Source organism: Pseudomonas sp. NLJ1, assembly GCF_049486705.1.
Lineage (GTDB): Bacteria > Pseudomonadota > Gammaproteobacteria > Pseudomonadales > Pseudomonadaceae > Aquipseudomonas > Aquipseudomonas inefficax.
Genome location: NZ_CP137735.1, coordinates 1,179,507 through 1,203,734 on the forward strand (window position 1 = coordinate 1,179,507; position 24,228 = coordinate 1,203,734).

24 protein-coding genes are annotated in these 24,228 nt (G+C 63.3%); 14 read left to right on the forward strand and 10 right to left on the reverse strand.

Annotated features, from left to right (window positions below):
* The first annotated feature begins 77 nt into the window (after nt 1-77).
* From phhA to R9B85_RS05300, 5 genes are all read left to right on the forward strand, one after another.
* Complete coding sequence (gene phhA, locus R9B85_RS05280; protein WP_112253163.1) at nt 78-866, forward strand: phenylalanine 4-monooxygenase; 789 nt, start codon at nt 78-80, stop codon at nt 864-866.
* 39 nt (nt 867-905) lie between these two features.
* Entirely contained in the window at nt 906-1,262 is a 357-nt protein-coding gene (locus tag R9B85_RS05285; protein ID WP_112253164.1) for a 4a-hydroxytetrahydrobiopterin dehydratase, read from the forward strand.
* A 283-nt stretch (nt 1,263-1,545) separates the two neighbouring features.
* Nucleotides 1,546-2,271 carry a tyrosine-protein phosphatase gene (locus R9B85_RS05290; RefSeq protein ID WP_423770887.1) on the forward strand — a complete coding sequence of 242 codons (726 nt, stop codon included), beginning with the start codon at nt 1,546-1,548 and terminating at the stop codon, nt 2,269-2,271.
* Nucleotides 2,272-2,448: 177 nt separating this feature from the next.
* Nucleotides 2,449-2,577, forward strand: a complete 129-nt coding sequence (locus tag R9B85_RS05295) for a hypothetical protein (RefSeq protein ID WP_015271274.1) — start codon at nt 2,449-2,451, stop codon at nt 2,575-2,577.
* A 91-nt stretch (nt 2,578-2,668) separates the two neighbouring features.
* Nucleotides 2,669-3,856 carry an MFS transporter gene (locus tag R9B85_RS05300; RefSeq protein ID WP_112253166.1) on the forward strand — a complete coding sequence of 396 codons (1,188 nt, stop codon included), beginning with the start codon at nt 2,669-2,671 and terminating at the stop codon, nt 3,854-3,856.
* Nucleotides 3,857-3,979: 123 nt separating this feature from the next.
* On the opposite strand, the gene ydiJ is transcribed toward R9B85_RS05300, so the two are convergent.
* Complete coding sequence (ydiJ, locus tag R9B85_RS05305; protein WP_112253167.1) at nt 3,980-7,000, reverse strand: D-2-hydroxyglutarate dehydrogenase YdiJ; 3,021 nt, start codon at nt 6,998-7,000, stop codon at nt 3,980-3,982.
* A 152-nt stretch (nt 7,001-7,152) separates the two neighbouring features.
* Between ydiJ and R9B85_RS05310 the strand changes: the two genes are divergently transcribed.
* Nucleotides 7,153-8,037, forward strand: coding sequence for a LysR substrate-binding domain-containing protein (locus R9B85_RS05310; RefSeq protein ID WP_039612606.1), 885 nt, complete (start codon nt 7,153-7,155; stop codon nt 8,035-8,037).
* Between the two features lie 175 nt (nt 8,038-8,212).
* Here R9B85_RS05310 and R9B85_RS05315 read toward each other — a convergent pair whose 3' ends face one another.
* The 6 genes from R9B85_RS05315 to R9B85_RS05340 form a co-directional block, all read right to left on the reverse strand.
* On the reverse strand, nt 8,213-9,631 hold the full coding sequence (locus tag R9B85_RS05315; RefSeq protein WP_181457367.1) for an amino acid permease: 1,419 nt from the start codon (nt 9,629-9,631) through the stop codon (nt 8,213-8,215).
* A gap of 746 nt (nt 9,632-10,377) precedes the next feature.
* Nucleotides 10,378-11,445 carry a 23S rRNA pseudouridine(2605) synthase RluB gene (rluB, locus tag R9B85_RS05320; protein WP_112253169.1) on the reverse strand — a complete coding sequence of 356 codons (1,068 nt, stop codon included), beginning with the start codon at nt 11,443-11,445 and terminating at the stop codon, nt 10,378-10,380.
* Between the two features lie 274 nt (nt 11,446-11,719).
* Nucleotides 11,720-12,490: an SMC-Scp complex subunit ScpB gene (gene scpB, locus R9B85_RS05325; protein ID WP_313855914.1), complete on the reverse strand. Its 771-nt coding sequence runs from the start codon at nt 12,488-12,490 to the stop codon at nt 11,720-11,722.
* On the reverse strand, nt 12,477-13,202 hold the full coding sequence (locus tag R9B85_RS05330) for a segregation and condensation protein A (protein ID WP_162276787.1): 726 nt from the start codon (nt 13,200-13,202) through the stop codon (nt 12,477-12,479). Before R9B85_RS05330 ends, scpB begins: the two co-directional genes overlap by 14 nt.
* 125 nt (nt 13,203-13,327) lie before the next feature.
* On the reverse strand, nt 13,328-13,957 hold the full coding sequence (locus R9B85_RS05335) for an L-threonylcarbamoyladenylate synthase (protein ID WP_112253257.1): 630 nt from the start codon (nt 13,955-13,957) through the stop codon (nt 13,328-13,330).
* 13 nt (nt 13,958-13,970) lie between these two features.
* Complete coding sequence (locus R9B85_RS05340; RefSeq protein ID WP_023661025.1) at nt 13,971-14,831, reverse strand: PHP domain-containing protein; 861 nt, start codon at nt 14,829-14,831, stop codon at nt 13,971-13,973.
* Nucleotides 14,832-14,898: 67 nt separating this feature from the next.
* Between R9B85_RS05340 and R9B85_RS05345 the strand changes: the two genes are divergently transcribed.
* The 5 genes from R9B85_RS05345 to R9B85_RS05365 all read left to right on the forward strand — a co-directional run bounded on the left by R9B85_RS05345 (nt 14,899) and on the right by R9B85_RS05365 (nt 18,623).
* Nucleotides 14,899-15,492, forward strand: coding sequence for a septation protein A (locus R9B85_RS05345; protein WP_112253172.1), 594 nt, complete (start codon nt 14,899-14,901; stop codon nt 15,490-15,492).
* 1 nt (nt 15,493) lies between these two features.
* Nucleotides 15,494-15,793, forward strand: a complete 300-nt coding sequence (locus R9B85_RS05350; protein WP_012273585.1) for a YciI family protein — start codon at nt 15,494-15,496, stop codon at nt 15,791-15,793.
* 205 nt (nt 15,794-15,998) lie between these two features.
* Complete coding sequence (locus R9B85_RS05355) at nt 15,999-16,676, forward strand: response regulator transcription factor (RefSeq protein WP_112253173.1); 678 nt, start codon at nt 15,999-16,001, stop codon at nt 16,674-16,676.
* Nucleotides 16,677-16,805: 129 nt separating this feature from the next.
* Nucleotides 16,806-17,222: a Spy/CpxP family protein refolding chaperone gene (locus tag R9B85_RS05360; RefSeq protein WP_112253174.1), complete on the forward strand. Its 417-nt coding sequence runs from the start codon at nt 16,806-16,808 to the stop codon at nt 17,220-17,222.
* 60 nt (nt 17,223-17,282) lie between these two features.
* Nucleotides 17,283-18,623, forward strand: coding sequence for a sensor histidine kinase (locus R9B85_RS05365; RefSeq protein WP_112253175.1), 1,341 nt, complete (start codon nt 17,283-17,285; stop codon nt 18,621-18,623).
* Between the two features lie 254 nt (nt 18,624-18,877).
* On the opposite strand, the gene R9B85_RS05370 is transcribed toward R9B85_RS05365, so the two are convergent.
* Entirely contained in the window at nt 18,878-19,435 is a 558-nt protein-coding gene (locus tag R9B85_RS05370) for an NAD(P)H nitroreductase (protein WP_112253176.1), read from the reverse strand.
* 102 nt (nt 19,436-19,537) lie between these two features.
* Between R9B85_RS05370 and R9B85_RS05375 the strand changes: the two genes are divergently transcribed.
* Nucleotides 19,538-20,992, forward strand: coding sequence for a TrkH family potassium uptake protein (locus R9B85_RS05375; RefSeq protein WP_112253177.1), 1,455 nt, complete (start codon nt 19,538-19,540; stop codon nt 20,990-20,992).
* Here the strand turns inward: R9B85_RS05375 and R9B85_RS05380 are convergent.
* The gene (locus R9B85_RS05380; RefSeq protein WP_112253178.1) at nt 20,949-22,010 is read right to left on the reverse strand and encodes an AraC family transcriptional regulator; all 1,062 of its coding nucleotides are present in this window, start codon (nt 22,008-22,010) and stop codon (nt 20,949-20,951) included. The genes R9B85_RS05375 and R9B85_RS05380 overlap by 44 nt on opposite strands.
* 153 nt (nt 22,011-22,163) lie before the next feature.
* Here R9B85_RS05380 and R9B85_RS05385 point away from each other — a divergent pair, with 153 nt between their 5' ends.
* Nucleotides 22,164-22,475 (forward strand): DUF962 domain-containing protein, encoded by a 312-nt coding sequence (locus tag R9B85_RS05385; RefSeq protein ID WP_112253179.1) that lies wholly within the window; start codon nt 22,164-22,166, stop codon nt 22,473-22,475.
* Between the two features lie 19 nt (nt 22,476-22,494).
* Here R9B85_RS05385 and R9B85_RS05390 read toward each other — a convergent pair whose 3' ends face one another.
* A complete protein-coding gene (locus R9B85_RS05390) occupies nt 22,495-23,307 on the reverse strand; it encodes a UDP-2,3-diacylglucosamine diphosphatase (protein WP_112253180.1) in 813 nt (270 codons plus the stop codon).
* Between the two features lie 130 nt (nt 23,308-23,437).
* Between R9B85_RS05390 and R9B85_RS05395 the strand changes: the two genes are divergently transcribed.
* Nucleotides 23,438-24,205, forward strand: coding sequence for a helix-turn-helix domain-containing protein (locus tag R9B85_RS05395; protein ID WP_112253258.1), 768 nt, complete (start codon nt 23,438-23,440; stop codon nt 24,203-24,205).
* Nucleotides 24,206-24,228 lie beyond the last annotated feature (23 nt).

A 24,228-nucleotide genomic window follows, 5' to 3' on the forward strand; every position in this document is an offset into this window, starting at 1 on the left:
TGCAAAGTGGCCAGCGAAGGGATATTCCTTGGGTATGTCCTGCACATAACAAGAAAAGCCCTCACCAGGAGAGCCACATGAAACAGACGCAATACGTGGCACGCGAGCCCGATGCGCATGGTTTTATCGATTACCCGCAGCAAGAGCATGCGGTATGGAACACCTTGATCACCCGTCAGCTGAAAGTGATCGAAGGCCGCGCGTGCCAGGAATACCTGGACGGCATCGACCAGCTCAAGCTGCCCTATGACCGTATTCCGCAACTGGGCGAGATCAACAAGGTGCTGGGCGCCACCACCGGTTGGCAGGTTGCCCGGGTGCCGGCGCTGATCCCTTTCCAGACCTTCTTCGAACTGCTGGCCAGCAAGCGCTTCCCGGTGGCCACCTTCATCCGCACTCCGGAAGAGCTGGATTACCTGCAGGAACCCGATATCTTCCACGAGATCTTCGGCCACTGCCCGCTGCTGACCAACCCCTGGTTCGCCGAATTCACCCATACCTACGGCAAGCTCGGCCTGGCCGCGACCAAGGAACAGCGCGTGTACCTGGCACGCCTGTACTGGATGACCATCGAGTTCGGCCTGATGGAAACCGCGCAGGGCCGCAAGATCTATGGCGGCGGCATTCTCTCGTCGCCAAAGGAGACCGTCTACAGTCTGTCTGACGAGCCCGAGCACCAGGCCTTCGACCCGATCGAGGCCATGCGCACACCGTACCGCATCGACATTCTGCAACCGTTGTATTTCGTGCTGCCGAACATGAAGCGCCTGTTCGACCTGGCCCACGAAGACATCATGGGCATGGTTCACAAAGCCATGCAGCTGGGCCTGCACGCACCGAAGTTTCCACCCAAGGTCGCTGCCTGAGCGACCTTGCCGATAACAACTCGAACCGGAAAACACCACATGAATGCCTTGAACCAAGCCCATTGCGAAGCCTGCCGCGCCGACGCACCCAAGGTCACCGACGAAGAGCTGGCCGAACTGATTCGCGAAATCCCGGACTGGAACATCGAAGTACGTGACGGCCACATGGAGCTGGAGCGCGTGTTCCTGTTCAAGAACTTCAAGCACGCCCTGGCGTTCACTAATGCCGTGGGCGAGATCGCCGAAGCCGAAGGCCACCACCCGGGCCTGCTGACCGAGTGGGGCAAGGTCACTGTGACCTGGTGGAGCCACTCGATCAAAGGCCTGCACCGCAATGACTTCATCATGTGCGCACGCACCGACAAGGTTGCCGAGGCTGCCGAAGGCCGCAAGTGACACCCTGCCCGTAAACCTGACTGCGGCGTACATGCCGCGGCCAGGTTCATACACGCCGGCTCCACGCTTCTGTCATACCCAATCGCCCAATGCCTGTCTCTCTCGGAATCAGCCGCTGAAACGGCTGTCGCGCATATCTGAAACTAGGCGCTCTTCAAATCCGCGAGACAGAAAATGTCTCCTATCCTCGTACAATCCCGAACTGAAAACTGCGCTTGGCGCTTCGCAAAAAGCCTGCGCCAGCCCAGATGTCTTCAGGCTTGATACACCACGCTTGCCCAGCATGGACAACTTTCGTGATGTAGCGGGAACCGTCACGGCATACTCTACCTGCCACGGAACCCTACGCAGCAATGCGTTCTACCGCAGCAACGCCGTGATCCCCTCCGCTGCCGACATGCTCCTGCTGGAGGAACTTGGCATTCGCGCCATTTTCGGCCTGCGCGCTGACCAAGAGATCAAGGCAGAACCAGACATGATCCCCAGCGGCGCTACCTATCGGCAGTTCAATGTACTGCGTGAGCGTTTCGAAAGGACCGACCTCAGTACATTCAGCTTTGAGAGCGGTGAACAGACAGCCGCATTCATGGCGGATGTAAATCGCGACTTTGTGCAGAGCGCTGCAATTCGAGAGGTGTTAGGCGAAGTCCTGACGACAATGGCTGAAACCCAAGGCCCGGTATTGTTCCACTGCTCCGCAGGCAAAGATCGAACCGGCTGGGTTTCGGCACTGTTGTTGAGCATTGCAGGTGCCGATGAGGCCACGCTCATGAACGATTACCTGGCAACCAACACCTACACCGCCCAGCGCATCAACGCTGCGCTGGTAGCCATGCCAGAGGAAACCAGGGCCATCTACGCTCCGGTCATGGGCGTCGATGCGCACTACCTGAACGCCGCACTCGAACAAGTAGCGATCGTTTACGGTGACATGGACAACTATCTGCTCAATGGCCTGAACCTCACCCGGCAGTTACTCGGCGATTTACGCAGCAAACTGCTGATGTGACCCCAAGGGCCGCTGCAGTCAGCGGCCTGCCCCGGTCCGGTATCCGCCCGCAAAACCGACAAATGAACGGCAAAAAAACCAAACTGTCATCCAGACTTGTGTATCCTGCCCTTGCTTCGCGAAGCCTCAAACGCGCCTGGCGCAGACTTTTCACTCACACTTGCGAGGAACGACGAGATGCATGAAATCCCGAATCTTCCCTTCCCAAGCCTGAACCCAGAAGAGCCAACCGTGACCGTTCACGCCGAACCGGCAGCTGCCGTCGAGCAGGATGGTGACGATCAATCCAGCGCTGACCAGGAATAACCGCGCATCCCCCGACTGTGTGAAAACGGCTGACCTGCGGGCTACCCCCGTCATCACGTTTTCACACCGTCCAGAACCCACGTAGGCCCTCATGCCCCACTCACCGCGCCCCCTTGCGGTTACCCTGCAAGTCGTCTCCATCGTCCTCTTCACCTTCATCGGCTACCTGAACATCGGCATCCCGCTGGCCGTATTGCCTGGCTATGTGCACAACGACCTGGGCTTCAGTGCCGTGGTCGCGGGCCTGGTGATCAGCGTGCAGTACCTGGCCACCCTGCTCAGCCGCCCCACCGCCAGCCGCATCATCGACAACCACGGCAGCAAGAAGGCGGTCGTGTATGGCCTGGCCGGCTGCGGGCTCAGCGGGGTGTTCATGCTGGCCTGCGCCTTCCTCACTCACCTGCCCTGGCTGAGCCTTGCCTGCCTGCTGGTCGGCCGCCTGGTGCTCGGCAGCGCCGAAAGCCTGGTGGGCTCCGGTGCGATTGGCTGGGGCATTGGCCGCGTAGGTGCCGAAAACACGGCCAAGGTCATTTCCTGGAACGGCATCGCCAGCTATGGCGCGCTGGCCATCGGCGCTCCGTTGGGCGTGCTGATGGTCAAGGGCCTGGGGCTGTGGAGCATGGGCGTGAGCATCATCCTGCTGTGTGCACTCGGCTTGCTGCTGGCCTGGCCCAAACAGGCCGCACCGATCGTCAGCGGCGTGCGCCTGCCATTCCTGAGGGTGCTGGGCAAGGTGTTCCCGCACGGCTCGGGGCTTGCCCTGGGCTCGATCGGCTTTGGCACCATCGCCACCTTCATCACCTTGTATTACGCCAGCCGTGGCTGGGCCAATGCGGCACTGACCCTGAGCCTGTTCGGCGCCAGCTTCATCAGTGCACGACTGCTGTTTGGCAACCTGATCAACCGGCTTGGCGGGTTCCGGGTGGCGATCGCCTGCCTGTCGGTGGAAACGCTTGGGCTGCTGATGCTGTGGCTGGCGCCCAGTGCCGAACTGGCGTTGGCGGGGGCCGCGCTGAGCGGGTTCGGCTTCTCGCTGGTGTTCCCGGCGTTGGGCGTGGAGGCGGTGAACCAGGTGTCGGCGGCCAACCGTGGGGCGGCGGTGGGGGCTTATTCGCTGTTCATCGATTTGTCGCTGGGAGTAACCGGGCCGCTGGTGGGCGCGGTGGCGGCAGGGTTCGGGTTTGCTTCGATGTTTCTGTTTGCTGCTGCGGCGGCGGCCTGCGGGCTGGTGTTGAGCCTGTATCTGTACAGGCAGGTGCGGCGGCAGCGGGGCCTCTAAAAACAGGGGGCGCTTTGCGCCCCTTTCGCGACACAAGGCCGCTCCTACAAGAAAAACGCGGTCTCTTGTAGGAGCGGCCTTGTGTCGCGATGGGCTGCAAGGCAGCCCCCGGGGCCGTGAAGGTCAGCGCTGGGCGTACTGCAGCACCACTTCCAGCGGGTGGCGCATCTGCCGCTCGGTCATGCGCTTGACCTGGCTGCGGCACGAGTAGCCCGTCGCCAGCGGCTCACCTTCCTTGTCCAGCTTGGTCGCCCACGACTGCTCGAAGATGGTCCGCGAAGTGTCCTGGTTACGCGCCTCGTGCCCATAGGTACCCGACATACCGCAGCAGCCAGTCGCCTCGGTCACCAGCTTCAGCCCCAAACGGGCGAACACCTGCTCCCACTGCCTGGTGCTCGCCGGCACATTGGTCTTCTCGGTGCAGTGCGCCATCAGGCGGAAGTTACCCGGCGCAGTCGGCGCCTGCTCCGGCAGCACATCCATCAACCACTCCTGCGGCAACAGCACCTGCGGGCAACCATCCAGGCCCGGTACTTTCTGGTACTCCTGGCGATACACCAAGGTCATCGCCGGGTCCAGGCCCACCAGCGGCACGCCGCACTCGGCCAGGGCCTTGAGCTGGGTGGCATTGCGGATCGCTGCTTTGGCGAACGCCCCAAGGAAGCCCTGAACATGCAGCGGCTTGCCGTTGGCACTGTACGGCGCCAGGAACACCCGGTGGCCCAGGCGGTGGGCCAGATCGATGAAGGCCGACAGCAGCGGCGTTTCGAAGTAACGGGTGAAGGCGTCCTGCACCAGCACGATGCTGCGCTCGCGCTGCGCTGGAGTCAGCTCTCGCAGGGCCGGTACCGTGGCCACGCCAACGCGGCAGCGGGTCAGGGTGGCCTGGAAGTTGAAGCGGCTGATCAGCGGGCTGTCGACCATGCCGACCTTGTCGGCCAGCAGCTTGCTCACCCACTTCGAGCCCATCACCGCGTTGTACAGGCCTGGCGCGTGGGCCAGGTACGGGATGGTGAATTCCAGCGAACCGATCAGGTAGTCACGCAGCGGGCGCTGGTAGCGGCCGTGGTACAGCTCGAGGAAGCGCGAGCGGAAGTCCGGCACGTTGACCTTGATCGGGCACTGCCCGGCGCACGACTTGCACGCCAGGCAACCGGCCATGGCGTCGTAAACCTCATGGGAGAAGTCTTCCTGGCCCTGGCTGCGCGCACGGTTGTTGCGCAGGCGTGCCGGCAGGCCCTTGAGCCACGACACCTTGTTGCGCGCAGCCGCCAGTACATCGATGTTGGCCTCGCCCTGCAGGCGCAGCCATTCGCGCATCAGCGAAGCGCGGCCCTTGGGCGAATGCTGGCGTTCACGGGTGGCCTTCCACGACGGGCACATGGCGTCGTTGGGGTCGTAGTTGTAGCAGGCGCCGTTGCCGTTGCAGTGCACGGCGCTCGGGAAGTCCTGCCACACGCGTTCGTCGATGGTGCGGTCGAGGTCGCCGCGCAGGGTCACGCCATCGACCTTGGTCAGGCCCTCGGCGCTGTCTGGCGGGGTGCAGATCTTGCCCGGGTTGAGCTGGTTGTGCGGGTCGAAAGCCCCCTTCAGACGCTGCAGCGCCGGGTAAAGCTCGCCGAAGTATTCCGGTACGTATTCCGAACGCAGGCCCTTGCCGTGCTCGCCCCACAGCAAGCCGCCATAGCTTTTGGTCAGTGCCGCCACGGCGTCGGAAATCGGCTTGACCAGTGCGGCCTGGGCCGGGTCCTTCATGTCCAGCGCCGGGCGCACGTGCAGCACGCCGGCATCGACATGGCCGAACATGCCATAGGCCAGGCCATAGCCATCGAGCAGCGCACGGAAGTCGGCGATGTAGTCGGCCAGTTGCTCAGGCGGTACCGCAGTGTCTTCCACGAACGGCTGTGGGCGCACTTCGCCCTCGACGTTCCCCAGCAGGCCCACCGAACGCTTGCGCATGGTGTAGACGCGGGTCACCGCCTCGGCGCCCTCGGCCAGGGTGTGGCCCAGGCGCTCGACGCTGGTGTCGCTCTGCAGGTGCTGGATGAACGCTTGCACCTTGGCATTGACCTCGGCCGGCTGGTCGCCGCAGAACTCCACCAGATTGATGCCCAGGGTCGGTCGCTCGGGGTCGGCCGGGAAGTATTCGGCGACGCTGTGCCAGACGATATCCTTCATCGCCAGCATCAGCACCTTGGAGTCGACGGTCTCGATCGACAGCGGCTTGTGCGCCATCAGCGCGTTGGCATCACGCAGGGCATCCATGAAGCTGGTATAGCGCACGTTGACCAGCACGGCGTACTTGGGGATCGGCAGCACATTGAGCTTGGCTTCGACCACATAGCCCAGCGAGCCCTCGGCGCCGCACAGCACGCTATTGAGGTTGAAGCGGCCCTGCTCGTCGCGCAGGTGCGCCAGGTCGTAGCCAGTCAGGCAACGGTTGAGCTTGGGGAAGGTGGTTTCAATGAGGTCGGCCTGGGTTTCCTGGATGTCCCGCGCCATGCGGTACACCTCACCGATCCGGCCAGGCGCGGCACAGGCCTGTTCCAGCGCGGCATCGTCGATCGGCAGGCTGTGCAGGCGCTCGCCACCGAGCAGCACGCTGTGCAGCTCCAGTACATGGTCGCGGGTCTTGCCATAGGTGCAGCTACCCTGGCCACTGGCGTCGGTGTTGATCATGCCGCCGACAGTGGCACGGTTGGAAGTGGACAACTCGGGGGCGAAGAACAGCCCGTGCGGCTTGAGGGCCGCGTTGAGCTGGTCCTTGACGGTACCGGCCTGCACCCGCACCCAGCGTTCCTCGACGTTGATTTCGAGGATCTTGTTCATGTGCCGCGACAGGTCGACGACGATCCCGTCGGTCAGCGACTGGCCGTTGGTGCCCGTACCACCGCCGCGCGGGGTCAGCTTGACCTGCTGGAAGCGCGGCTCGGCCATCAGCGTGGCGACCCGCGCCACATCGTCGGCATCCAGCGGAAACACCGCCGCCTGTGGCAAGCGCTGGTAGATCGAGTTGTCGGTGGCCAGCACCGTACGGGTAGCGTAGTCGGCACTGATCTGGCCACGGAAGCCACTGTTGCGCAGGGCTTCGAGGAATTCGGGGTAGTTGGCGCTCGGGGCAACGGTCGGCAGCTGGGCGATCATCGAAGGATGGCCTCTTGATATGGGCTAATTCACGGGATTCCTGTCGTTCCGGCATGGATGCAGCCATGCAAGGATGACGTACAGGCCAATGTTCCTGTAGTTTCGCTTCAGGGGCAAACGGATAATCCTGCCGCTATTGATGACTTTCATGAATGAATTACCGCCATCTGACCCCGTCCATGTCGTTGTTGCTGGCTTTCGAAGCCGCCGCCCGGCATGAAAGTTACACCCGCGCCGCCGCCGAACTGTCACTGACCCAAAGCGCAGTCAGCCGCCAGGTGCAGGCATTGGAGCAGCAATTGGGCCTGACCCTGTTCCGCCGCGAGGGGCGCCAGGTGCAGCTGACCGATGTCGGCCGCCTGTACCAGCGCGAGCTCAGCGAAGCACTGGGGCGCATCCGCAGCGCCACCCTGCAGGCATTGGCCTACCAGTCGGGGGTGGGCACCTTGCGCCTGGCCACCCTGCCAACCTTCGGCTCGAAATGGCTGCTGCCACGCCTGCACGCCTTCTACAGTGCCCACCCGGGCATGCTGGTGCACATACACTCACGCATCGAAGCCATCAACTTCGACACCAGCGAGATCGATGCCGCCATCGGCGTGGCCAGCCACGATCTGCCCGGGTTGATCTGCCATCGGCTGCATGCCGAGGAACTGGTGGTGATATTGCCGCCGGAGGCTGGCGCGGAAAGCCAGGGCTGGAGCCCGGCACGCATCAGTGAAGAGGTGCTGCTGAATGTGGCCAACAACCCGCATGCCTGGGGTGAATGGTTCTCGCATCATGGCCTGGCGCACCGGGCAATGCGCCTGGGCCCAAGCTTCGAACTGACCTCGCACCTGATCCAGGCGGTACGGGCCGGGATCGGCATCGGCCTGGTGCCGCGCATCCTGGTGGAGGAAGAACTCGCCAAGGGCGAGCTGTACAGCCCGGGGGTGGCGTTTGCCAGCCAGCGCAGTTATTACCTGATCTATCCGCCGCGCAATGAGGCATTGCCGTCGCTGCGAGCGTTTCGCAGCTGGTTGCTCGAACAGATCTGATTGTTGGCTGTGCCGGCCTCTTCGCGGGTAAACCCGCTCCCACAGGGACATCACCTGAGCTTAAAGCAGCGCTAAACCTGTGGGAGCGGGTTTACCCGCGAAGAGGCCGGTACAGGCAATAAAAAACCCGAAGCCAGTTCCTGACTTCGGGTTCTTGTACGCTATCTGCGGCACCTTACTTGGCCATGCCACCCGCAGCGACACCGCCATTCATCCGGCGACGCGGCTTGACCATGTACACCACGAACATCGCGAACACCCACAGCGGCATCACATACACCGACACCTGGATATCCGGGATCATCAGCATGATGCCCAGGATCAGCACCACGAACGCCAGGCAGATGTAGTTGCCATAGGGGTACCACAGCGCCTTGAACAGCGGCTTCTGGCCAGTGCGGTCCAGGTGCTGGCGGAACTTCAGGTGCGAGTAGCTGATCATCGCCCAGTTGATCACCAGGGTGGCCACCACCAGCGACATCAGCAGCTCCAGTGCGTTCTGTGGCATCAGGTAGTTGAGCAGCACCGCGAAGAAGGTCACGGCGGCCGAAGCCAGGATCGAACGCACCGGCACGCCACGCTTGTCGACCTTGGCCAGCGATGCCGGGGCATCGCCCTGCTCGGCCATGCCCAGCAGCATGCGGGCGTTGCAGTATGTGCCGCTGTTGTACACCGACAGCGCTGCGGTCAGCACCACGAAGTTCAACAGGTGCGCAGCCACATCACTACCCAGCAGCGAGAACACCTGCACGAACGGGCTGCTGCCATAGCTGCCACCGGACGCATCGATGCTGGCGACCAGGTTGTCCCATGGGGTCAGCGACAGCAGCACCACCAGGGCACCGACATAGAAGATCAGGATGCGGTAGATGACCTGGTTGATCGCCTTGGGGATCACGGTCTTCGGCTTGTCGGCCTCGGCGGCGGTGAAACCGAGCATTTCCAGGCCACCGAAGGAGAACATGATGAAGGCCAGGGCCATCACCAGCCCGCTGACACCGTTCGGGAAGAAGCCACCATGCGACCACAGGTTGGCCACTGTGGCTTCTGGGCCGCCGCTGCCGCTGGTCAGCAGGTAGGCACCCAGGCCGATCATGCTGACAATGGCCACCACCTTGATGATGGCGAACCAGAACTCGGCTTCACCGAAGAACTTCACGTTCATCAGGTTGATGGCGTTGATCAGCACGAAGAAGCCTGCCGCCGTGACCCAGGTAGGGATTTCCGGCCACCAGTAGTGAACATACTTGCCGACCGCCGAAAGCTCCGACATGCCCACCAGGATGTACAGCACCCAGCAGTTCCAGCCGGACAGGAAGCCGGCGAAACCACCCCAGTAGGTGTGAGCGAAATGGCTGAACGAGCCGGCCACCGGCTCTTCGACGATCATTTCGCCAAGCTGGCGCATGATCATGAAGGCGATGAAGCCGCAGATGGCGTAGCCAAGGATCATCGACGGGCCAGCGGATTTCATCACGCCTGCCGAGCCGAGGAACAGGCCGGTACCAATCGCACCGCCGAGGGCGATCAACTGGATATGGCGGTTCTTCAGGCCCCGCTTGAGCTCGCCTGAATGCATGTTTTGTCCACTCATGAACGAAGTCACCTGCATTGTTTTTATCTGTGACGGAATCGGACCCACCGCGCTCGTGGCGCAGCGGAATGGGCAAGGTGGTTACCTTGGGTTTCTTGACCTCAGGTGCCGCCGGGGCGGGTCAACCAGGCGTGATCAAGAGTGCGCGGTACGCAAAGGAGTCACAGGTAAAACGCGGCGCACTGTATACCCCTGCAAACGCGCAGGCGTCAACGCACTGCATCGTTTCCTCGGGAAAAAACGCAGCGATCCTGTGGTGTGGGCCTTGAGAGGCGGAGTGATCGGCGTACATGGCGCCTCCATTTGTTGTTTTGTCAGCCTGTCTCTGTGGACAGGCTTTTGCACACGGCAATGGCGGCTATAACACCGTGGGGCGGGGGTTTGGGCAAGGGTGGGAGAGGCTTGGCCGGCTGTCTTGTTGAGGAAGCGGCGGCAAGGTTTGTTTACATGATTCGACCAAATCTGAAATCCTGGCTGAAATCGACCACATTCGTACAATTTTCTTTACAAGGCGGTTCGAGAACTTGCCAGTCGTCCGAAAAATACTTTTTGTTCAATATCTTGGGGCCGCTTTGCGGCCCATCGCGACACAAGGCCGCTCCTACAGAGGCCGCGTCAATTTCGAGTATTGCGCGGTTCCTGTAGGAGCGGCCTTGTGTCGCGAAAGGGCTGCAAAGCAGCCCCAAAATCTCACAGGCATAAAAAAACCAGCCCGAAGGCTGGTTCTCTTTCAACGCAAAAGCCAATCAGCCACGCGGTTTGCCGCGGCCACGCCCTGCAGGCTTGTCACCCTCAGGCTTGGCCGGACGCTTGCGCATCTCGCTCGGGCGCTCGGCCACGGTGCTGCCACGGCTGGACTTGCGCGGGGCCTCTTCACGCGCTTGGCGCGCCGGGCGTTCGCCGGCAGCTGCACCTTCCTGAGCCGGGCGCAGGTTGCGCACGCGCTCGCCACGGCCCAGCGGGCGGGTCGATTTGCGCTGCAGGCGCTCCATCTTGTCCTTGGCCTTGAGCTTCATGGCTGGCAGCGCCACCGGTTGCAGGCCCACTTCAGCAGCGAGGATGTCGATTTCGCCTTGGGTCATTTCCCGCCAGCGGCCCATCGGCAGGTCGGAGTTGAGGAACACCGGGCCGAAACGCACGCGCTTCAGGCGGCTGACCACCATGCCCTGGGACTCCCACAGGCGACGCACTTCACGGTTACGACCTTCCATCACCACGCAGTGGTACCAGTGGTTGAAGCCTTCGCCACCGGGTGCCTTCTGGATATCGGTGAACTTGGCCGGGCCATCTTCCAGCATCACGCCGGCCTTCAGGCGCTCGATCATCTCGTCGTCGACCTCACCACGCACACGTACCGCGTACTCACGGTCCATCTCGTAGGACGGGTGCATCAGGCGGTTGGCCAGTTCACCGTCGGTGGTGAACAGCAGCAGGCCGGTGGTGTTGATGTCGAGGCGGCCGATGTTGATCCAGCGGCCTTCTTTCGGCCGTGGCAGGCGGTCGAACACGGTCGGGCGACCTTCCGGGTCGTCACGGGTGCAGATTTCGCCATCGGGCTTGTTGTACATGATCACCCGGCGGGTGGCCTCGGCGGCCTCTTCGCGCTTGATCAACTTGCCATCCACGGCAATGGCGTCGTGCAGGTCGACGCGCTGGCCGAGGGTGGCCTCGACGCCGTTGACCTTGATGCGGCCTTGGCTGATCCAGGCCTCGACGTCACGGCGCGAGCCAACGCCAATGCGCGCCAGCACTTTCTGCAGCTTTTCGCCGGATGGAGGGGTGATCTCGGTATCTTGCAGGTCTTGCTCACTCATCTGGGCACCTCCCGGTGTAGGAATGAAATACGGGTTCTGGCGACGAACGCGCCAAAAGGCCGCGCATCATACGCGGTTCGGCGGCGGAACGCACTGGAGGGTAGAGGGTTTTGTGGGCTTTGCCAGAGGTTTCTGCCTAATGGTGAAGTATTGGCAGTGCTGGCCTCTTCGCGGGTAAACCCGCTCCCACAGGGATATCACAGGCTTTGAGAGTGATGCAGTACCTGTGGGAGCGGGTTTACCCGCGAAAGGGCCAGCACAGACAACAGAAGCTTCAGGGCAGTGACTTGCCCTCTTCTTCCACCGAGGCCTCAGCCTCTTCCTCGCGCAAATCATCAAAATCGGTCTTCAGCCCCTCTTCCATGGCATCCAGCTCCACCAGCAGGCTACGGAAGCTGGTCTCCTCCTTCGGCTCGGCAACCTCTTGCTCTTCCCCAAGGCTGGCATCCGCCAATGCCTGCAGGTGCGCCGGCACTGGCGCATCATCCGGGTCGAGCAGCGGCTCCGGCTCCATCTCCCGCAGTTCGGCCAAGGCCGGCAGTTCGTCCAGGCTCTTGAGGTTGAAATGGTCGAGAAACCCCTTGGTGGTGGCGAACATCGCCGGCCGCCCGGGCACTTCGCGGTAGCCGACCACGCGGATCCACTCGCGCTCCATCAGGGTCTTGATGATGTTGCTGTTCACCGCCACGCCCCGCACATCCTCGATTTCGCCACGGGTGATGGGCTGGCGGTAGGCGATCAGGGCCAGGGTTTCCAGCAGCGCGCGCGAGTAGCGCTGCGGGCGCTCTTCCCACAGGCGCCCGACCCACGGCGCAAAGTCCTCGCGAATCTGCAGGCGGTAACCGCTGGCCACCTCCTTGAGTTCGAAGGCGCGGCCACTGCACGACTTGCCCAGCAGCTCCAGCGCCTGCCTGAAGACTTTGGGCTCCGGTCGCTCGGCTTCCTCGAACAGCTCGTACAGGCGCTCCAGGGATTGCGGCTTGCCCGAAGCCAGCAGGAAGGCTTCGATCAGCGACGCCAGGTCGCGGGGTTCATTCAGGTTCATCAGGTTCTTCAACAAGCGCCGGGCGAAGCCGCACGTGGATGGCGGCGAAGGGTTCATTCTGCACCAGTTCGATCAGCGATTCCTTCACCAGCTCGAGAATCGCCATGAAGGTCACCACCACGCCCAGCTTGCCCTCCTCGGCGGCGAACAGCTCGACGAACGGCACGAAACCGCCGCCCTTGAGGCGTTCCAGCACCTGGCTCATGCGCTCGCGAGTGGACAAGGTCTCGCGGGTGATCTGATGGCTTTCGAACAGGTCGTTGCGGCGCATCACCTCGGCCATCGACACCAGCAGCTCTTCCAGGCTGACCTGGGGCAACAGCTTGCGCACCTTGGCCTGCGGCGCCTCCAGGCGCGGCACCACCACCTCACGACCGACCCGTGGCAACTCATCGATACCCTCGGCGGCAGCCTTGAAGCGCTCGTACTCCTGCAGCCGGCGGATCAGTTCGGCGCGCGGGTCACCCTCCTCCTCCTCGACGTCGGCCGAGCGCGGCAGCAACATGCGCGACTTGATCTCGGCGAGCATGGCAGCCATCACCAGGTATTCGGCGGCCAGCTCCAGGCGCACGCTCTTCATCAGTTCCACGTAGCCCATGTACTGCCGGGTGATTTCGGCTACCGGGATGTCGAGAATGTCGATGTTCTGCTTGCGGATCAGGTACAGCAACAGGTCCAGCGGGCCTTCGAAGGCTTCGAGGATGACTTCCAGGGCGTCCGGCGGGATGTACAGGTCCAGCGGCAGCTCGGTCAAGGCTTCGCCATAGACCAGGGCCAGTTGCAACTGCCGAGGCTCCTCGGCCTGTTCGGCCGGTGCCTCGGGTGTTTCCACCTGACTCACGCGCTGACCAGGAACGGCGTGGGATCGCCGCAGCCTTCACGGACCAGTTCCGGTTCATCGCCGGACAGGTCGATGATGGTCGATGCCTTGAGGTCACCGAAACCGCCATCGATTACCAGATCGACATGATGCTCCAGGCGCTCGCGGATCTCGTAAGGGTCGGTCATCGGCTCGTCATCACCCGGCAGGATCAGGCTCACGCTCATCAGCGGCTCGCCCAGTTCGGCCAGCAGCGCCAGGGTGATGGCATGGTCCGGCACGCGCAGGCCGATGGTTCGGCGCTTTTCATGCAGCAGCAGACGCGGCACCTCGCGGGTGCCGTTGAGGATGAAGGTGTAAGGCCCGGGTACGTGGGCCTTGAGCAGGCGGAAGGTGCCGGTATCGACCTTGGCATACAACCCCAGCTGCGACATGTCGCAGCACATCAGGGTAAAGTTGTGGGTCTTGTCCAGGCCGCGCAGGCGCCGCACCCGCTCGATCGCCGCCTTGTTACCGATCTGGCAACCCAGGGCATAGGCCGAGTCGGTCGGATACACCACCACGCCACCCTTGCGGATGATCTCGACGGCCTGTTTGATCAGGCGCGCCTGCGGATTCTCCGCATGAATCTGGAAAAATTGGCTCACGTAGTCGTCCTGTTCATACCGCCAAAGGCTGTTCATGGCTGAATCGGCGCCACAGAGGTGGCAGGTCCTCGGGCAAAGGCCGGTAGGCACCGATCTCGCCCCAGGTGCCGGGGCCGTGGAAGTCACTGCCAGCGCTTGCCAGCAAGCCGAACTCACGGGTGAGGATGGACATGGTGCCCACCTGCTCGGCAGGCATCATCCCGTTGACCACTTCAAGTGCCTGCCCGCCTGCCTGAATATAGTCGGCAATCAGCCTTCTGCGCTTGCTGCGGGTCAGATCGTAGTGCATGGGATGCGCAAGGCTCACCCAAGCGTTGGACTGGCGCAAGGTGGCGACGGTTTCATCGAGGGTCGGCCAGTGCTGCTTGACGTCCCCCAGCTTGCCGGCCCCCAGCCATTTGCGAAACGCCTCGCCGCGATCCTTGACGTGCCCGGCACGCACCAGGTACTCGGCAAAATGCGGGCGCGCCGGGGCATTGCCGCTATCGCCCAGTTCGTGCTGCACGGCGCGAGCGCCGTCGAGGGTACCGGGCATGCCCTTGGCCGCCAGCCGTTTGTCGATTTCTTCGGCGCGCAGCCAGCGGCCACGGTGCAGCGCTTCGATCGCCGCCAGCAGGGGCGGTGCGTCGAGCGGGAAGTCATAGCCCAGCACATGGATGGTCGCGCCACCCCAGGTGCACGACAGCTCCACCCCGCTGACCCAGTGCATGCCCTTGTCGCGGCACGCCTGGCGCGCCTCGGGCAGGCCTTCGATGGTGTCATGGTCGGTCAGTGCCAGCGTTTGCACCCCATGCTCATGGGCCCGGGCGACCAGTATCGAGGGCGACAGGGCGCCATCGGAGGCCGTGCTGTGACAGTGCAGATCAACATTCATGGAGGAGCGCTTTCGCTGGAATCGATGTTTGTTATTATGCCGTCACATCCCGATTCTGGCTGCCATTGTGAAACAATTCATCGATTTCATCCCGCTGCTGCTGTTCTTCATCGTCTACAAGCTTGACCCGCGCCCCATGGAAGTCGCCGGCCACAGCTTCGAATTCGGCGGCATCTACAGCGCCACGGCCATGCTGATCATCAGCTCGCTGGTGGTCTACGGCGCGCTGTTCCTGCGCCAGCGCAAGCTGGAAAAGGGTCAGTGGCTGACCTTGGTGGCCTGCCTGGTGTTCGGTGGTCTGACCCTGACCTTCCACAGCGAAACCTTCCTGAAGTGGAAGGCGCCGGTGGTGAACTGGCTGTTCGCCCTGGGCTTCGCCGGCAGCCACTTCATCGGCGACCGGGTGCTGATCAAACGCATCATGGGCCACGCCCTGAGCCTGCCCGATGCCATCTGGGCCCGCCTGAACCTGGCCTGGATCGGCTTCTTCCTGTTCTGCGGCGCGGCCAACCTGTTCGTCGCCTTCACCTTCCAGGACTTCTGGGTCGACTTCAAGGTGTTCGGCAGCCTGGGCATGACCGTGCTGTTCCTGGTGGCGCAGGGTGTGTACCTGTCGCGCCACCTGCACGACGACCCTTCTACCTCCAAACCCAAGGATTGACATGCTCTACGCCATCATCGCCAGCGACGTCGCAAACTCCCTGGAAAAGCGCCTGGCCGCCCGCCCGGCGCACATCGAACGCCTGCAGCAGTTGAAGGCCGAGGGCCGCGTGGTACTGGCCGGCCCGCACCCGGCCATCGACAGCAACGACCCTGGCGAAGCGGGTTTCAGCGGTAGCCTGATCGTTGCCGAGTTCGAATCCCTGGCCGCCGCGCAGGCCTGGGCCGATGCCGACCCTTACATTGCCGCGGGCGTGTACGACAAGGTGGTGGTCAAGCCGTTCAAGCAAGTGCTGCCTTGATCTGAGACTGCGTGGCCTTCTTCGCGGGTAAACCCGCTCCCACAGGGACGGCGCAGGCTTCAAGCTTTGCACTTTCCCTGTGGGAGCGGGCAAGCCCGCGAAGAAGGCCACGCGGTGCCGGCAGTTATACTGTTGCCATCAGTCTGCGGTATCTTTGCCACTGGCGGGCCGAATAGCCGCCGTCAATGGTTGAATTGAGTGAGTCATGAGCGAGCTGTTACTGATAGATGATGACCAGGAGCTGTGCGAGCTGCTCGGCAGCTGGCTGACCCAGGAAGGTTTTACCGTGCGCGCCTGCCACGACGGCCAGAGCGCACGCCAGGCCCTGGCCACGCACGCCCCTTCGGCCGTGGTGCTCGACGTGATGCTGCCCGACGGCAGCGGCCTGGAACTGCTCAAGCAGTTGCGCAGCGAGCATGCCGAACTGCCGGTGCTGATGCTCTCGGCCCGCGGCGAACCGCTGGACCGCATTCTCGGCCTGGAACTGGGCGCCGACGACTACCTGGCCAAACCCTGCGACCCGCGTGAACTCACCGCTCGCCTGCGCGCCGTGTTGCGCCGCAGCCACCCCACCGCCACCACCAGCCAGGTGGAACTGGGCGACCTGGTCTACAGCCCTGCCCGTGGCGTGGCCAGCATCGATGGCCGCGAAATGACCCTGACGCTGTCCGAAAGCCGCATTCTCGAAGCGCTGCTGCGCCAACCCGGCGAGCCGCTGGACAAGCAGGAACTGGCGCAGATCGGCCTGGGCCGCAAGCTGACCCTGTACGACCGCAGCCTGGACATGCATGTCAGCAACCTGCGCAAGAAGATCGGCCCCCACGCCGATGGCCGGCCACGCATCGTCGCCCTGCGCAGCCGTGGCTACTACTACTGCCTGTGAAATCGCCGGGGCGCGCAGCGGCCCTCATTCATCTTTACCGAGCCTTTACCCTCCGCTGACCGCGCTTGACGATGATCTCCCTAGACTGTGCTCATCCGGTAACCACCGGCCCATGAAAGGAGAGACACCATGCGCAAGACCCTTATCGCCCTGATGTTCGCCGCCGCCCTGCCGACCGTGGCCATGGCCATGCCTGAAGGCGGCCCGCGCCACGACGGCCCACATCATCGCGGTGATGCGCCTTTCCACCAGCTGGACCTGAGCCGTGACCAGCGCCAGCAGATCGGCAAGCTGATGGGTGAACAGATGAAACAGCGCCGCGACATCACCGAGCGCTACCTGTCCAAACTGCCGGCCGCCGACCAGAAGGCGATGAAAGACGAACTGCAGGCCAACCGCGACAAGACCGACGGCGCGGTCCGTGCCCTGCTCAAGCCTGAGCAGCAGAAGAAGTTCGACGAACTGCAGAAGGAACGCGCCGCAAAGAAAGCCGAGTGGCAGGAGTTCCAGGCCTGGAAAGCTGAAAAAGGCAACAAGGCCCAGTAAGCTGTCCGCCCGATGCCCGGCCCGCCTCAGTGCGAGCCGGGCTTTTCTTGTTTGCAGGAGGTGCACTTGCGTTCACTGTTCTGGCGCATCCTGGCCAGTTTCTGGCTGGCCATCACCCTGGTTGCGGGCCTGTCGATCCTGCTGGGCCATATGCTCAACCAGGATGCCTGGATCCTCAGCCGCCACCCGGGCCTGAATACCCTGGCCAGCAAGTGGGCCAAGCATTACGAACAGGAAGGCCTGGCTTCGGCACAACACTTCCTGGAACGGCGCAAGGACCGCTACAAGATCGACGTGCAGGTGCTCGACGACAGTGGCGAAGCCGTGGTGCCCGGCACTTTCCCGCGCCGTGCGGCGGCCTTCGAGGCACGCCAGCACAATGACCAGCGGCGCCTGCCGTGGCGCCGGCTGACCGAGGAATACACCAGCCCCGACACCGGTGAGACGTACCTGCTGATCTACCGCATACCCCACCCGGCGCTGGATGCCTGGCACCGCGAAAGCCTGTTGTGGCCGCTCAGTGCGCTGGGCATTGCGCTGGTGGTGCTGACCCTGTTCAGCCTGCTGGTGACACTGTCCATCACCCGCCCGCTCAGCCGCCTGCGCAGCGCCGTGCATGACCTGGGCCAGACCACCTACCAGCAGAACAGCCTGGCGCGGCTGGCGGCGCGGCGTGACGAGTTCGGCGTGCTGGCCAAGGACTTCAACAAGATGGGGGCGCGCCTGCAAAGCACCATCGGCAGCCAGCGCCAGTTGCTGCGCGATGTGTCCCATGAACTGCGCTCACCGCTGGCCCGGCTGCGTATCGCCCTGGCCTTGGCCGAGCGTGCCGAGCCTGAGCAGCGCGAGGCGCTGTGGCCACGCCTGACCCGCGAATGCGACCGCCTTGAGGACCTGATCAGCGAAATCCTTGCCCTGGCGCGGGTCGATGCCGAACAGGCGCATGCCGAGCCGGTCGACCTCAACGCCCTGCTCGGCAGCGTGCGCAAGGACGCCCAGCTCAGCGCACCAGAGCAGGATGTGCGCCTGGAAGCACAGCCGGGGTTGACCTTGCAGGGCTGGCCAACGCTGATAGAGCGTGCCGTGGACAACCTGCTGCGCAACGCCCTGCGCTTCAACCCGCAGGGCCAGCCGATCGAAGTCGGCGCCGTGCGCGAGCAGGGCCGTATCGTGATCAGCGTGCGTGACCATGGGCCGGGGGCAGCGGCGGAACACCTGGCGCAGCTGGGGGAGCCGTTCTTCCGTGCGCCGGGGCAGGATGCGCCGGGGCATGGGCTGGGGCTGGCGATTGCACGCAAGGCGGCGGAGCGGCATGGCGGTAGTCTGATTTTGGACAATCACCCACAAGGTGGATTTGTAGCTCGGCTGGAGTTGCCTGAGGCTGAGGCAATCGGCAGCTGATGATGTGAAGGCCTCTGGCCTCTTCGCGGGTAAACCCGCTCCCACAGGAACTGCGCAAGACTCAAGACTTAAGCCACACCTATGGGAGATTGAGGCAATCGGCAGCTGATGATGTGAAGGCCTCTGACCTCTTCGCGGGTAAACCCGCTCCCACAGGAACTGCGCAAGACTCAAGAATTATGCCGCACCTGTGGGAGCGGGTTTACCCGCGAAAGGGCCAGCGGCCCTGATACTGCAATCAGCCCAAGGCCAGGTTACTCGCCCCAGGCACTGACGAAATCAGCGGTTTCCAGAATCGGCGCGGTGCGCGGCTCGGTCAGCGGCGTACCAACATACAGGTAACCGATGATTTCCTCGTTCGCGGCCAGCCCCAGGCCCTTGTGCACATGGGCATCGAAAGCCATGTCCCCGGTGCGCCATACCGCACCGATACCTTGCGCATGTGCGGCAATCAGGATGCCGTGCGCCGCACAGCCCGCCGCCAGCCGCTGCTCGGACTTGGGTACCTTGAAATGGTCCTGCAGCTTGGCAACCACCACGATCAGCAACGGCGCACGCAGGGGCATGGCGCGGGCCTTGTCCAGGGCAGCCTGGCTGGCATCCCCCCGGTGCTGCAGCGCTTCGGCGAACAGCTCACCCAGCTTCTCGCGGCCCTGGCCTTCGATGGTGAGAAAACGCCACGGCCGCAGCTGGCCGTGGTCCGGGGCGCGCAGGGCGGCCTGGAACAGTGCCTCGCGCTGGGCGGTATTGGGCGCCGGGTCGGTCAGGCGTGGCACGGAAACACGGTTGAGCAATGCGTCGAGAGCCTCCATCGGCTACCCTCCTGGCAGGTAAATGTGTCGCCATTCTAGCGTTTACATCACCAGACCCATAGGTAGAATGGCGCCCTTCCGTTTCGAGTCAGAGCAGATCACATGGCGTTGCCGACCTTAAGGATCATTGGTTTCATCATCGGCATCTTCCTGATTACCCTCGCCGTCAGCATGGCCGTGCCCATGGCTACGCTGGTGGTCTTCGAACGCACCCGTGACATGCCGTCGTTCCTCTGGTCAAGCCTGATCACCTTCATCGCCGGCCTGGCCCTGGTACTCCAGGGCCGCCCCGAACACGTGCACCTGCGCCCGCGCGACATGTACCTGCTGACCGTCAGCAGCTGGCTGGTGGTATGCGTGTTCGCCGCCCTGCCGTTCCTGCTGACCCAGCACATCAGCTACACCGACGCCTTCTTCGAAAGCATGTCGGGCATCACCGCCACCGGCGCCACCGTGCTCAGCGGGCTGGACAACATGTCGCCGGGCATCCTGATGTGGCGTTCGATGCTGCACTGGCTCGGCGGCATCGGCTTCATCGGCATGGCGGTAGCAATCCTGCCGCTGCTGCGCATCGGTGGCATGCGCCTGTTCCAGACCGAATCGTCCGACCGCTCGGAGAAGGTCATGCCGCGCTCGCACATGGTCGCCAAGTCGATCGTGGGTGTTTACGTCGGCTTCTCGATCCTGGGCGCGCTGGGCTTCTGGTGGGCCGGCATGAGCCCGTTCGATGCCATCAACCACGCCATGTCGGCGATTTCCACTGGCGGGTTTTCCACCTCCGACCAGTCGCTGGCCAAGTGGGATATCCCGGCCGTGCACTGGGTCGCGGTGGTGGTGATGATCCTCGGCAGCCTGCCCTTCACCCTTTATGTGGCGACCCTGCGCGGCAACCGCAAGGCACTGATCCGCGACCAGCAGGTGCAAGGTTTGCTAGGCATGCTGGTGGTCACCTGGCTGGTGCTTGGCACCTGGTACTGGGCCACCACCAACCTGCACTGGCTGGACGCCCTGCGCCACGTGGCGCTGAACGTGACCTCGGTGGTCACCACCACCGGCTTCGCCCTGGGTGACTACAGCCTGTGGGGCAACTTTTCGCTGATGCTGTTCTTCTACCTGGGCTTCGTCGGCGGCTGCTCCGGCTCGACTGCAGGCGGTATCAAGATCTTCCGCTTCCAGGTGGCCTACATCCTGCTCAAGGCCAGCCTCAACCAGTTGATCCACCCGCGCGCAGTGATCAAGCAGAAGTACAACGGCCACCGCCTCGACGAAGAAATCGTGCGTTCGATCCTGACTTTCTCGTTCTTCTTCGCCATCACCATCTGCGTCATGGCGTTGCTGCTGTCTTTGCTTGGCGTGGACTGGATGACCGCCCTGACCGGCGCTGCCGGCACGGTCTCCGGTGTAGGCCCGGGCCTGGGTGAAGTGATCGGCCCGTCAGGCAACTACGCCACGCTGCCGGACGCTGCCAAGTGGATTCTCGCCAGCGGCATGCTGCTCGGCCGCCTGGAAATCATCACCGTGCTAGTGTTGTGCATGCCGGCGTTCTGGCGCCACTGACCACCTCAGGCTCGGCACCCAGGCGGGCGCGGTATTCGCTGGGCGTGGCATCGAACCAGCGGCGAAACGCCCGATAGAAGTTGCTGGGGTCGGCAAACCCCAGCAGGTAGGCGGTTTCCAGCAGGGTCATGCCTGGCTGCGCCAGGTACTGTTCGGCCAGTTCGCGACGGGTATCGTCGAGCAAGGTCTGGAAGCTGGTGCCTTCTTCCTGCAGCCGCCGCTGCAAGGTGCGCTGCGACAGGTGCAGGGCCTGGGCCAGGGTTTCGCGCTTGGGTTCGCCTTGCGGCAGGATACGGCACAGTACCTGACGCACGCGATGGGTGACCCGGCTTTCCGAGAAACGCGCCAGGTATTCGCCGGCAAAGCGGTCATGCAGGATGGCCATGGCTTCGTTGGCCGTAGGCAGCGGTGCCTCCATGTCGGCGCGTTCGAACACCAACGCATCGTGCGGCGCACCGAACACCAGCGGCGAGTGGAACGCCACCTTGTATGGCTCGATGTCCTTTGGTTGCGGCCCCTGCACCAGCACCCGGCGCGGTTGCACCGGCCGACCGCTGAGCCAGCTGCACAGCGCCAGCGCGCAGGCCAGCGACGCTTCGGCACTGTGCCGGGTCGGAGGCAGGTGATCGCCGTGTACGGTCAGGATCAGCGAATAGCCCTCGGGGCCGAGGACGAAGCTGAGGTCGGAGCTTTCGGCGATGATGCGCTGGTAACGCACCAGGCGCTCGAAGCCTTCGGCCAGGGTGCGGCTGGACATCAACGCATAACCCACCACATGGAACGAAGCCGGGCGCACCACCCTCGCCATGTTCAGGCCTATGGCCTCGTTGCCCGACAGTTCCACCGCCAGTTGCCAAAGCCGGGTCATGGAATCCTGGGGGAAGCGCGCGTCGGGGTCGTCGAGAGCTGCGAAGTCCAGCCCCAGCTGCTTGAACATGGCCCGACAGTCCAGCCCTTCCAGTTCGAGTGCCTTGACGATCCCTGATGCCCAGCTGGCCGACGTGGTTCTTTCGCTCATGACAGGCATCTTATGCTGACCGCTCCTGCGGTGAACCCCAAGGATATTCAATTGGCGCCTATTGTCACTGATAGGCCTCGCCAGTCACTCTAGACTCGAATCAGGCTCCATGCCGTGCATCTTGTCCAGAAGTATTAATCCCGGAGCACTGCCATGAACAGCACAGCGCAGTTTCGCAGTTTTGCCGAGTTCTACCCTTACTACCTGGGGGAGCACAGCAACCCCACCTGCCGCCGCCTGCACTTCGTCGGCACCAGCCTGGTGATTGCCCTGCTGGCCTATACCATCGGCAGTGGCAAATGGTTGCTGCTGCTGGCCTTGCCCGTGTTCGGCTACGGCTTTGCCTGGGTCGGGCACTTCTTTTTCGAAAAGAACCGGCCTGCGACCTTTACCCACCCGTTGTACAGCCTGATCGGGGATTTCGCGATGTTCAGGGATATCCTGTTGGGCAAGATCAGCCTGTAGATTTTTGGGGCCTCAAACCCTACACCGGTTCGCGCACCGCCGCCGCTGCCTGCGCTTCACGCGCCTGCGCCTCGGCCAACCGGTACAGCTCGATCGTGCCATCCCAATGCTCGATCAGCGCCGTGCACGACTCCACCCAATCCCCGCAATTGAGGTACTCCACCTCCCCCACCTGGCGAATCTCGGCATGATGGATATGCCCACACACCACGCCATGAAAACCACGGCGGGTGCACTCGTGGGCAATGGCATCCTCGAAGTCGCTGATGAAGTTCACCGCGCCCTTGACCTTGTGCTTCAGGTACGCCGACAGCGACCAATAGCCGTATCCATAGCGGGCACGCCAGTGGTTGAGCCAACGGTTGAGCACCAGAGTGAACTCGTAGGCTCGGTCACCGAGGAACGCCAGCCAGCGGTGGTAACGGGTGATTACATCGAACTGGTCGCCATGGATCACCAGCAGGCGGCGGCCATCGGCCGTCAGGTGCTCGGCCTCGTCCACCAGTTGGATGTTGCCGAGGATCAGCCTGGAGTAACGGCGCAGGAATTCGTCATGGTTGCCGGTGACGTAGATCACCTCGGTGCCCCGCTTGCTCATGGTCAGCAGGCGGCGGATCACGTTGGTGTGAGCTTGAGGCCAGTAGATTCCGCCGCGCAGCTTCCAGCCATCGATGATATCGCCCACCAGGTAGACGCGGTCAGCCTGGTAACCCTTGAGGAACTGCGACAGGTGTTCGGCCTGGCAGTCGCGGGTGCCCAGATGCACATCGGAAATCCACAGGGTACGCACGCGTTGCTTGCGCGAGGGGCGGGACAGTTCGGCATGGGTCATGGGCAAGCTCCGGCGCGGTTTGCTGGAGACTGGCAGGCGCGGATGACAGCGCAGTGGCAAAACCGTTACGAGTGATGGACTGCCGGGAATGAGGCACAATGCGTTTCTGCCCTGCGAGGACAACTTTTCCATGACCGCCGGCCCGATCCTCTCGCTGCGCCATTACCGCGACAGCCTGATCGCCCACAGCCACGAACACCCGCAACTGGTGTTCGGCCTGCGCGGTCGCCTGGAGTTCGAGGTGCAGGGGCATGGCGCCGGGATCGATCGACAAGGGCTGATCGTGGTACCGGCGGGCGCCCACCACACTTGCGCCAGCGATGGCGGCAGCGATTGCCTGGTGCTGGATGTACCAGGGGACCACTGGTTGCGCGAGCAACTGGGCGAACATGCCGATGCCAGCCGTCGCCTGCTCGACCGCCCCGCCGCCCTGGGCCTGGATGAACGCCAGCAACAATTGGTGGACTGGCTGGCGACCAGCCCCGTGCACGACCCACTGATTGCCCGGCAAGGGGCAGCGCTGCTGCTGGCCAGCCTCAACCCCACGGTGGCAGCCAGCGTCACGGCCAGCCAGCGTCTGCCTTATGCAGCCTTCGATGCGCATATCGAGCAGCATGCCGCCTACCCGCTGCAAGTGGCTGACCTGGCGCGCATCGCCGGGTTGTCCAGCGCCCGCCTGCATGCGCGCTTCACAGCGGAGTGCGGGATGACGCCAATGGACTACATTCGCCAGCGGCGCTTGCTCAAGGCGCGGCGGCTGGTGACGCAGACCTTGCTACCGATGGGGGAGATTGCGGCGCAGGTGGGGTACAGCTCGCAGAGTGCGTTTTCGGCGGCGATGTTGCGGGCGTTCGGGTGTACGCCATTGGCTTTGCGGCGAGAGTCTGGCGACAATTGACGCCAGTCTTGCGACAGACCGCC

What these genes read in the sequence shown, in the direction of transcription:
- R9B85_RS05350 (WP_012273585.1), top strand. Translation starts at nt 15,494, where the DNA reads ATGCTCTACGCCATCATCGCCAGCGACGTCGCAAACTCCCTGGAAAAG.
- ydiJ (WP_112253167.1), bottom strand. Translation starts at nt 7,000, where the DNA reads ATGATCGCCCAGCTGCCGACCGTTGCCCCGAGCGCCAACTACCCCGAA.
- R9B85_RS05360 (WP_112253174.1), top strand. Translation starts at nt 16,806, where the DNA reads ATGCGCAAGACCCTTATCGCCCTGATGTTCGCCGCCGCCCTGCCGACC.
- R9B85_RS05290 (WP_423770887.1), top strand. Translation starts at nt 1,546, where the DNA reads ATGGACAACTTTCGTGATGTAGCGGGAACCGTCACGGCATACTCTACC.
- R9B85_RS05370 (WP_112253176.1), bottom strand. Translation starts at nt 19,435, where the DNA reads ATGGAGGCTCTCGACGCATTGCTCAACCGTGTTTCCGTGCCACGCCTG.
- R9B85_RS05395 (WP_112253258.1), top strand. Translation starts at nt 23,438, where the DNA reads ATGACCGCCGGCCCGATCCTCTCGCTGCGCCATTACCGCGACAGCCTG.
- rluB (WP_112253169.1), bottom strand. Translation starts at nt 11,445, where the DNA reads ATGAGTGAGCAAGACCTGCAAGATACCGAGATCACCCCTCCATCCGGC.
- scpB (WP_313855914.1), bottom strand. Translation starts at nt 12,490, where the DNA reads ATGAACCTGAATGAACCCCGCGACCTGGCGTCGCTGATCGAAGCCTTC.
- R9B85_RS05310 (WP_039612606.1), top strand. Translation starts at nt 7,153, where the DNA reads ATGAATTACCGCCATCTGACCCCGTCCATGTCGTTGTTGCTGGCTTTC.
- R9B85_RS05390 (WP_112253180.1), bottom strand. Translation starts at nt 23,307, where the DNA reads ATGACCCATGCCGAACTGTCCCGCCCCTCGCGCAAGCAACGCGTGCGT.
- R9B85_RS05385 (WP_112253179.1), top strand. Translation starts at nt 22,164, where the DNA reads ATGAACAGCACAGCGCAGTTTCGCAGTTTTGCCGAGTTCTACCCTTAC.
- R9B85_RS05340 (WP_023661025.1), bottom strand. Translation starts at nt 14,831, where the DNA reads ATGAATGTTGATCTGCACTGTCACAGCACGGCCTCCGATGGCGCCCTG.
- R9B85_RS05295 (WP_015271274.1), top strand. Translation starts at nt 2,449, where the DNA reads ATGCATGAAATCCCGAATCTTCCCTTCCCAAGCCTGAACCCAGAAGAG.
- R9B85_RS05380 (WP_112253178.1), bottom strand. Translation starts at nt 22,010, where the DNA reads ATGAGCGAAAGAACCACGTCGGCCAGCTGGGCATCAGGGATCGTCAAG.
- phhA (WP_112253163.1), top strand. Translation starts at nt 78, where the DNA reads ATGAAACAGACGCAATACGTGGCACGCGAGCCCGATGCGCATGGTTTT.
- R9B85_RS05315 (WP_181457367.1), bottom strand. Translation starts at nt 9,631, where the DNA reads ATGAGTGGACAAAACATGCATTCAGGCGAGCTCAAGCGGGGCCTGAAG.
- R9B85_RS05375 (WP_112253177.1), top strand. Translation starts at nt 19,538, where the DNA reads ATGGCGTTGCCGACCTTAAGGATCATTGGTTTCATCATCGGCATCTTC.
- R9B85_RS05285 (WP_112253164.1), top strand. Translation starts at nt 906, where the DNA reads ATGAATGCCTTGAACCAAGCCCATTGCGAAGCCTGCCGCGCCGACGCA.
- R9B85_RS05300 (WP_112253166.1), top strand. Translation starts at nt 2,669, where the DNA reads ATGCCCCACTCACCGCGCCCCCTTGCGGTTACCCTGCAAGTCGTCTCC.
- R9B85_RS05355 (WP_112253173.1), top strand. Translation starts at nt 15,999, where the DNA reads ATGAGCGAGCTGTTACTGATAGATGATGACCAGGAGCTGTGCGAGCTG.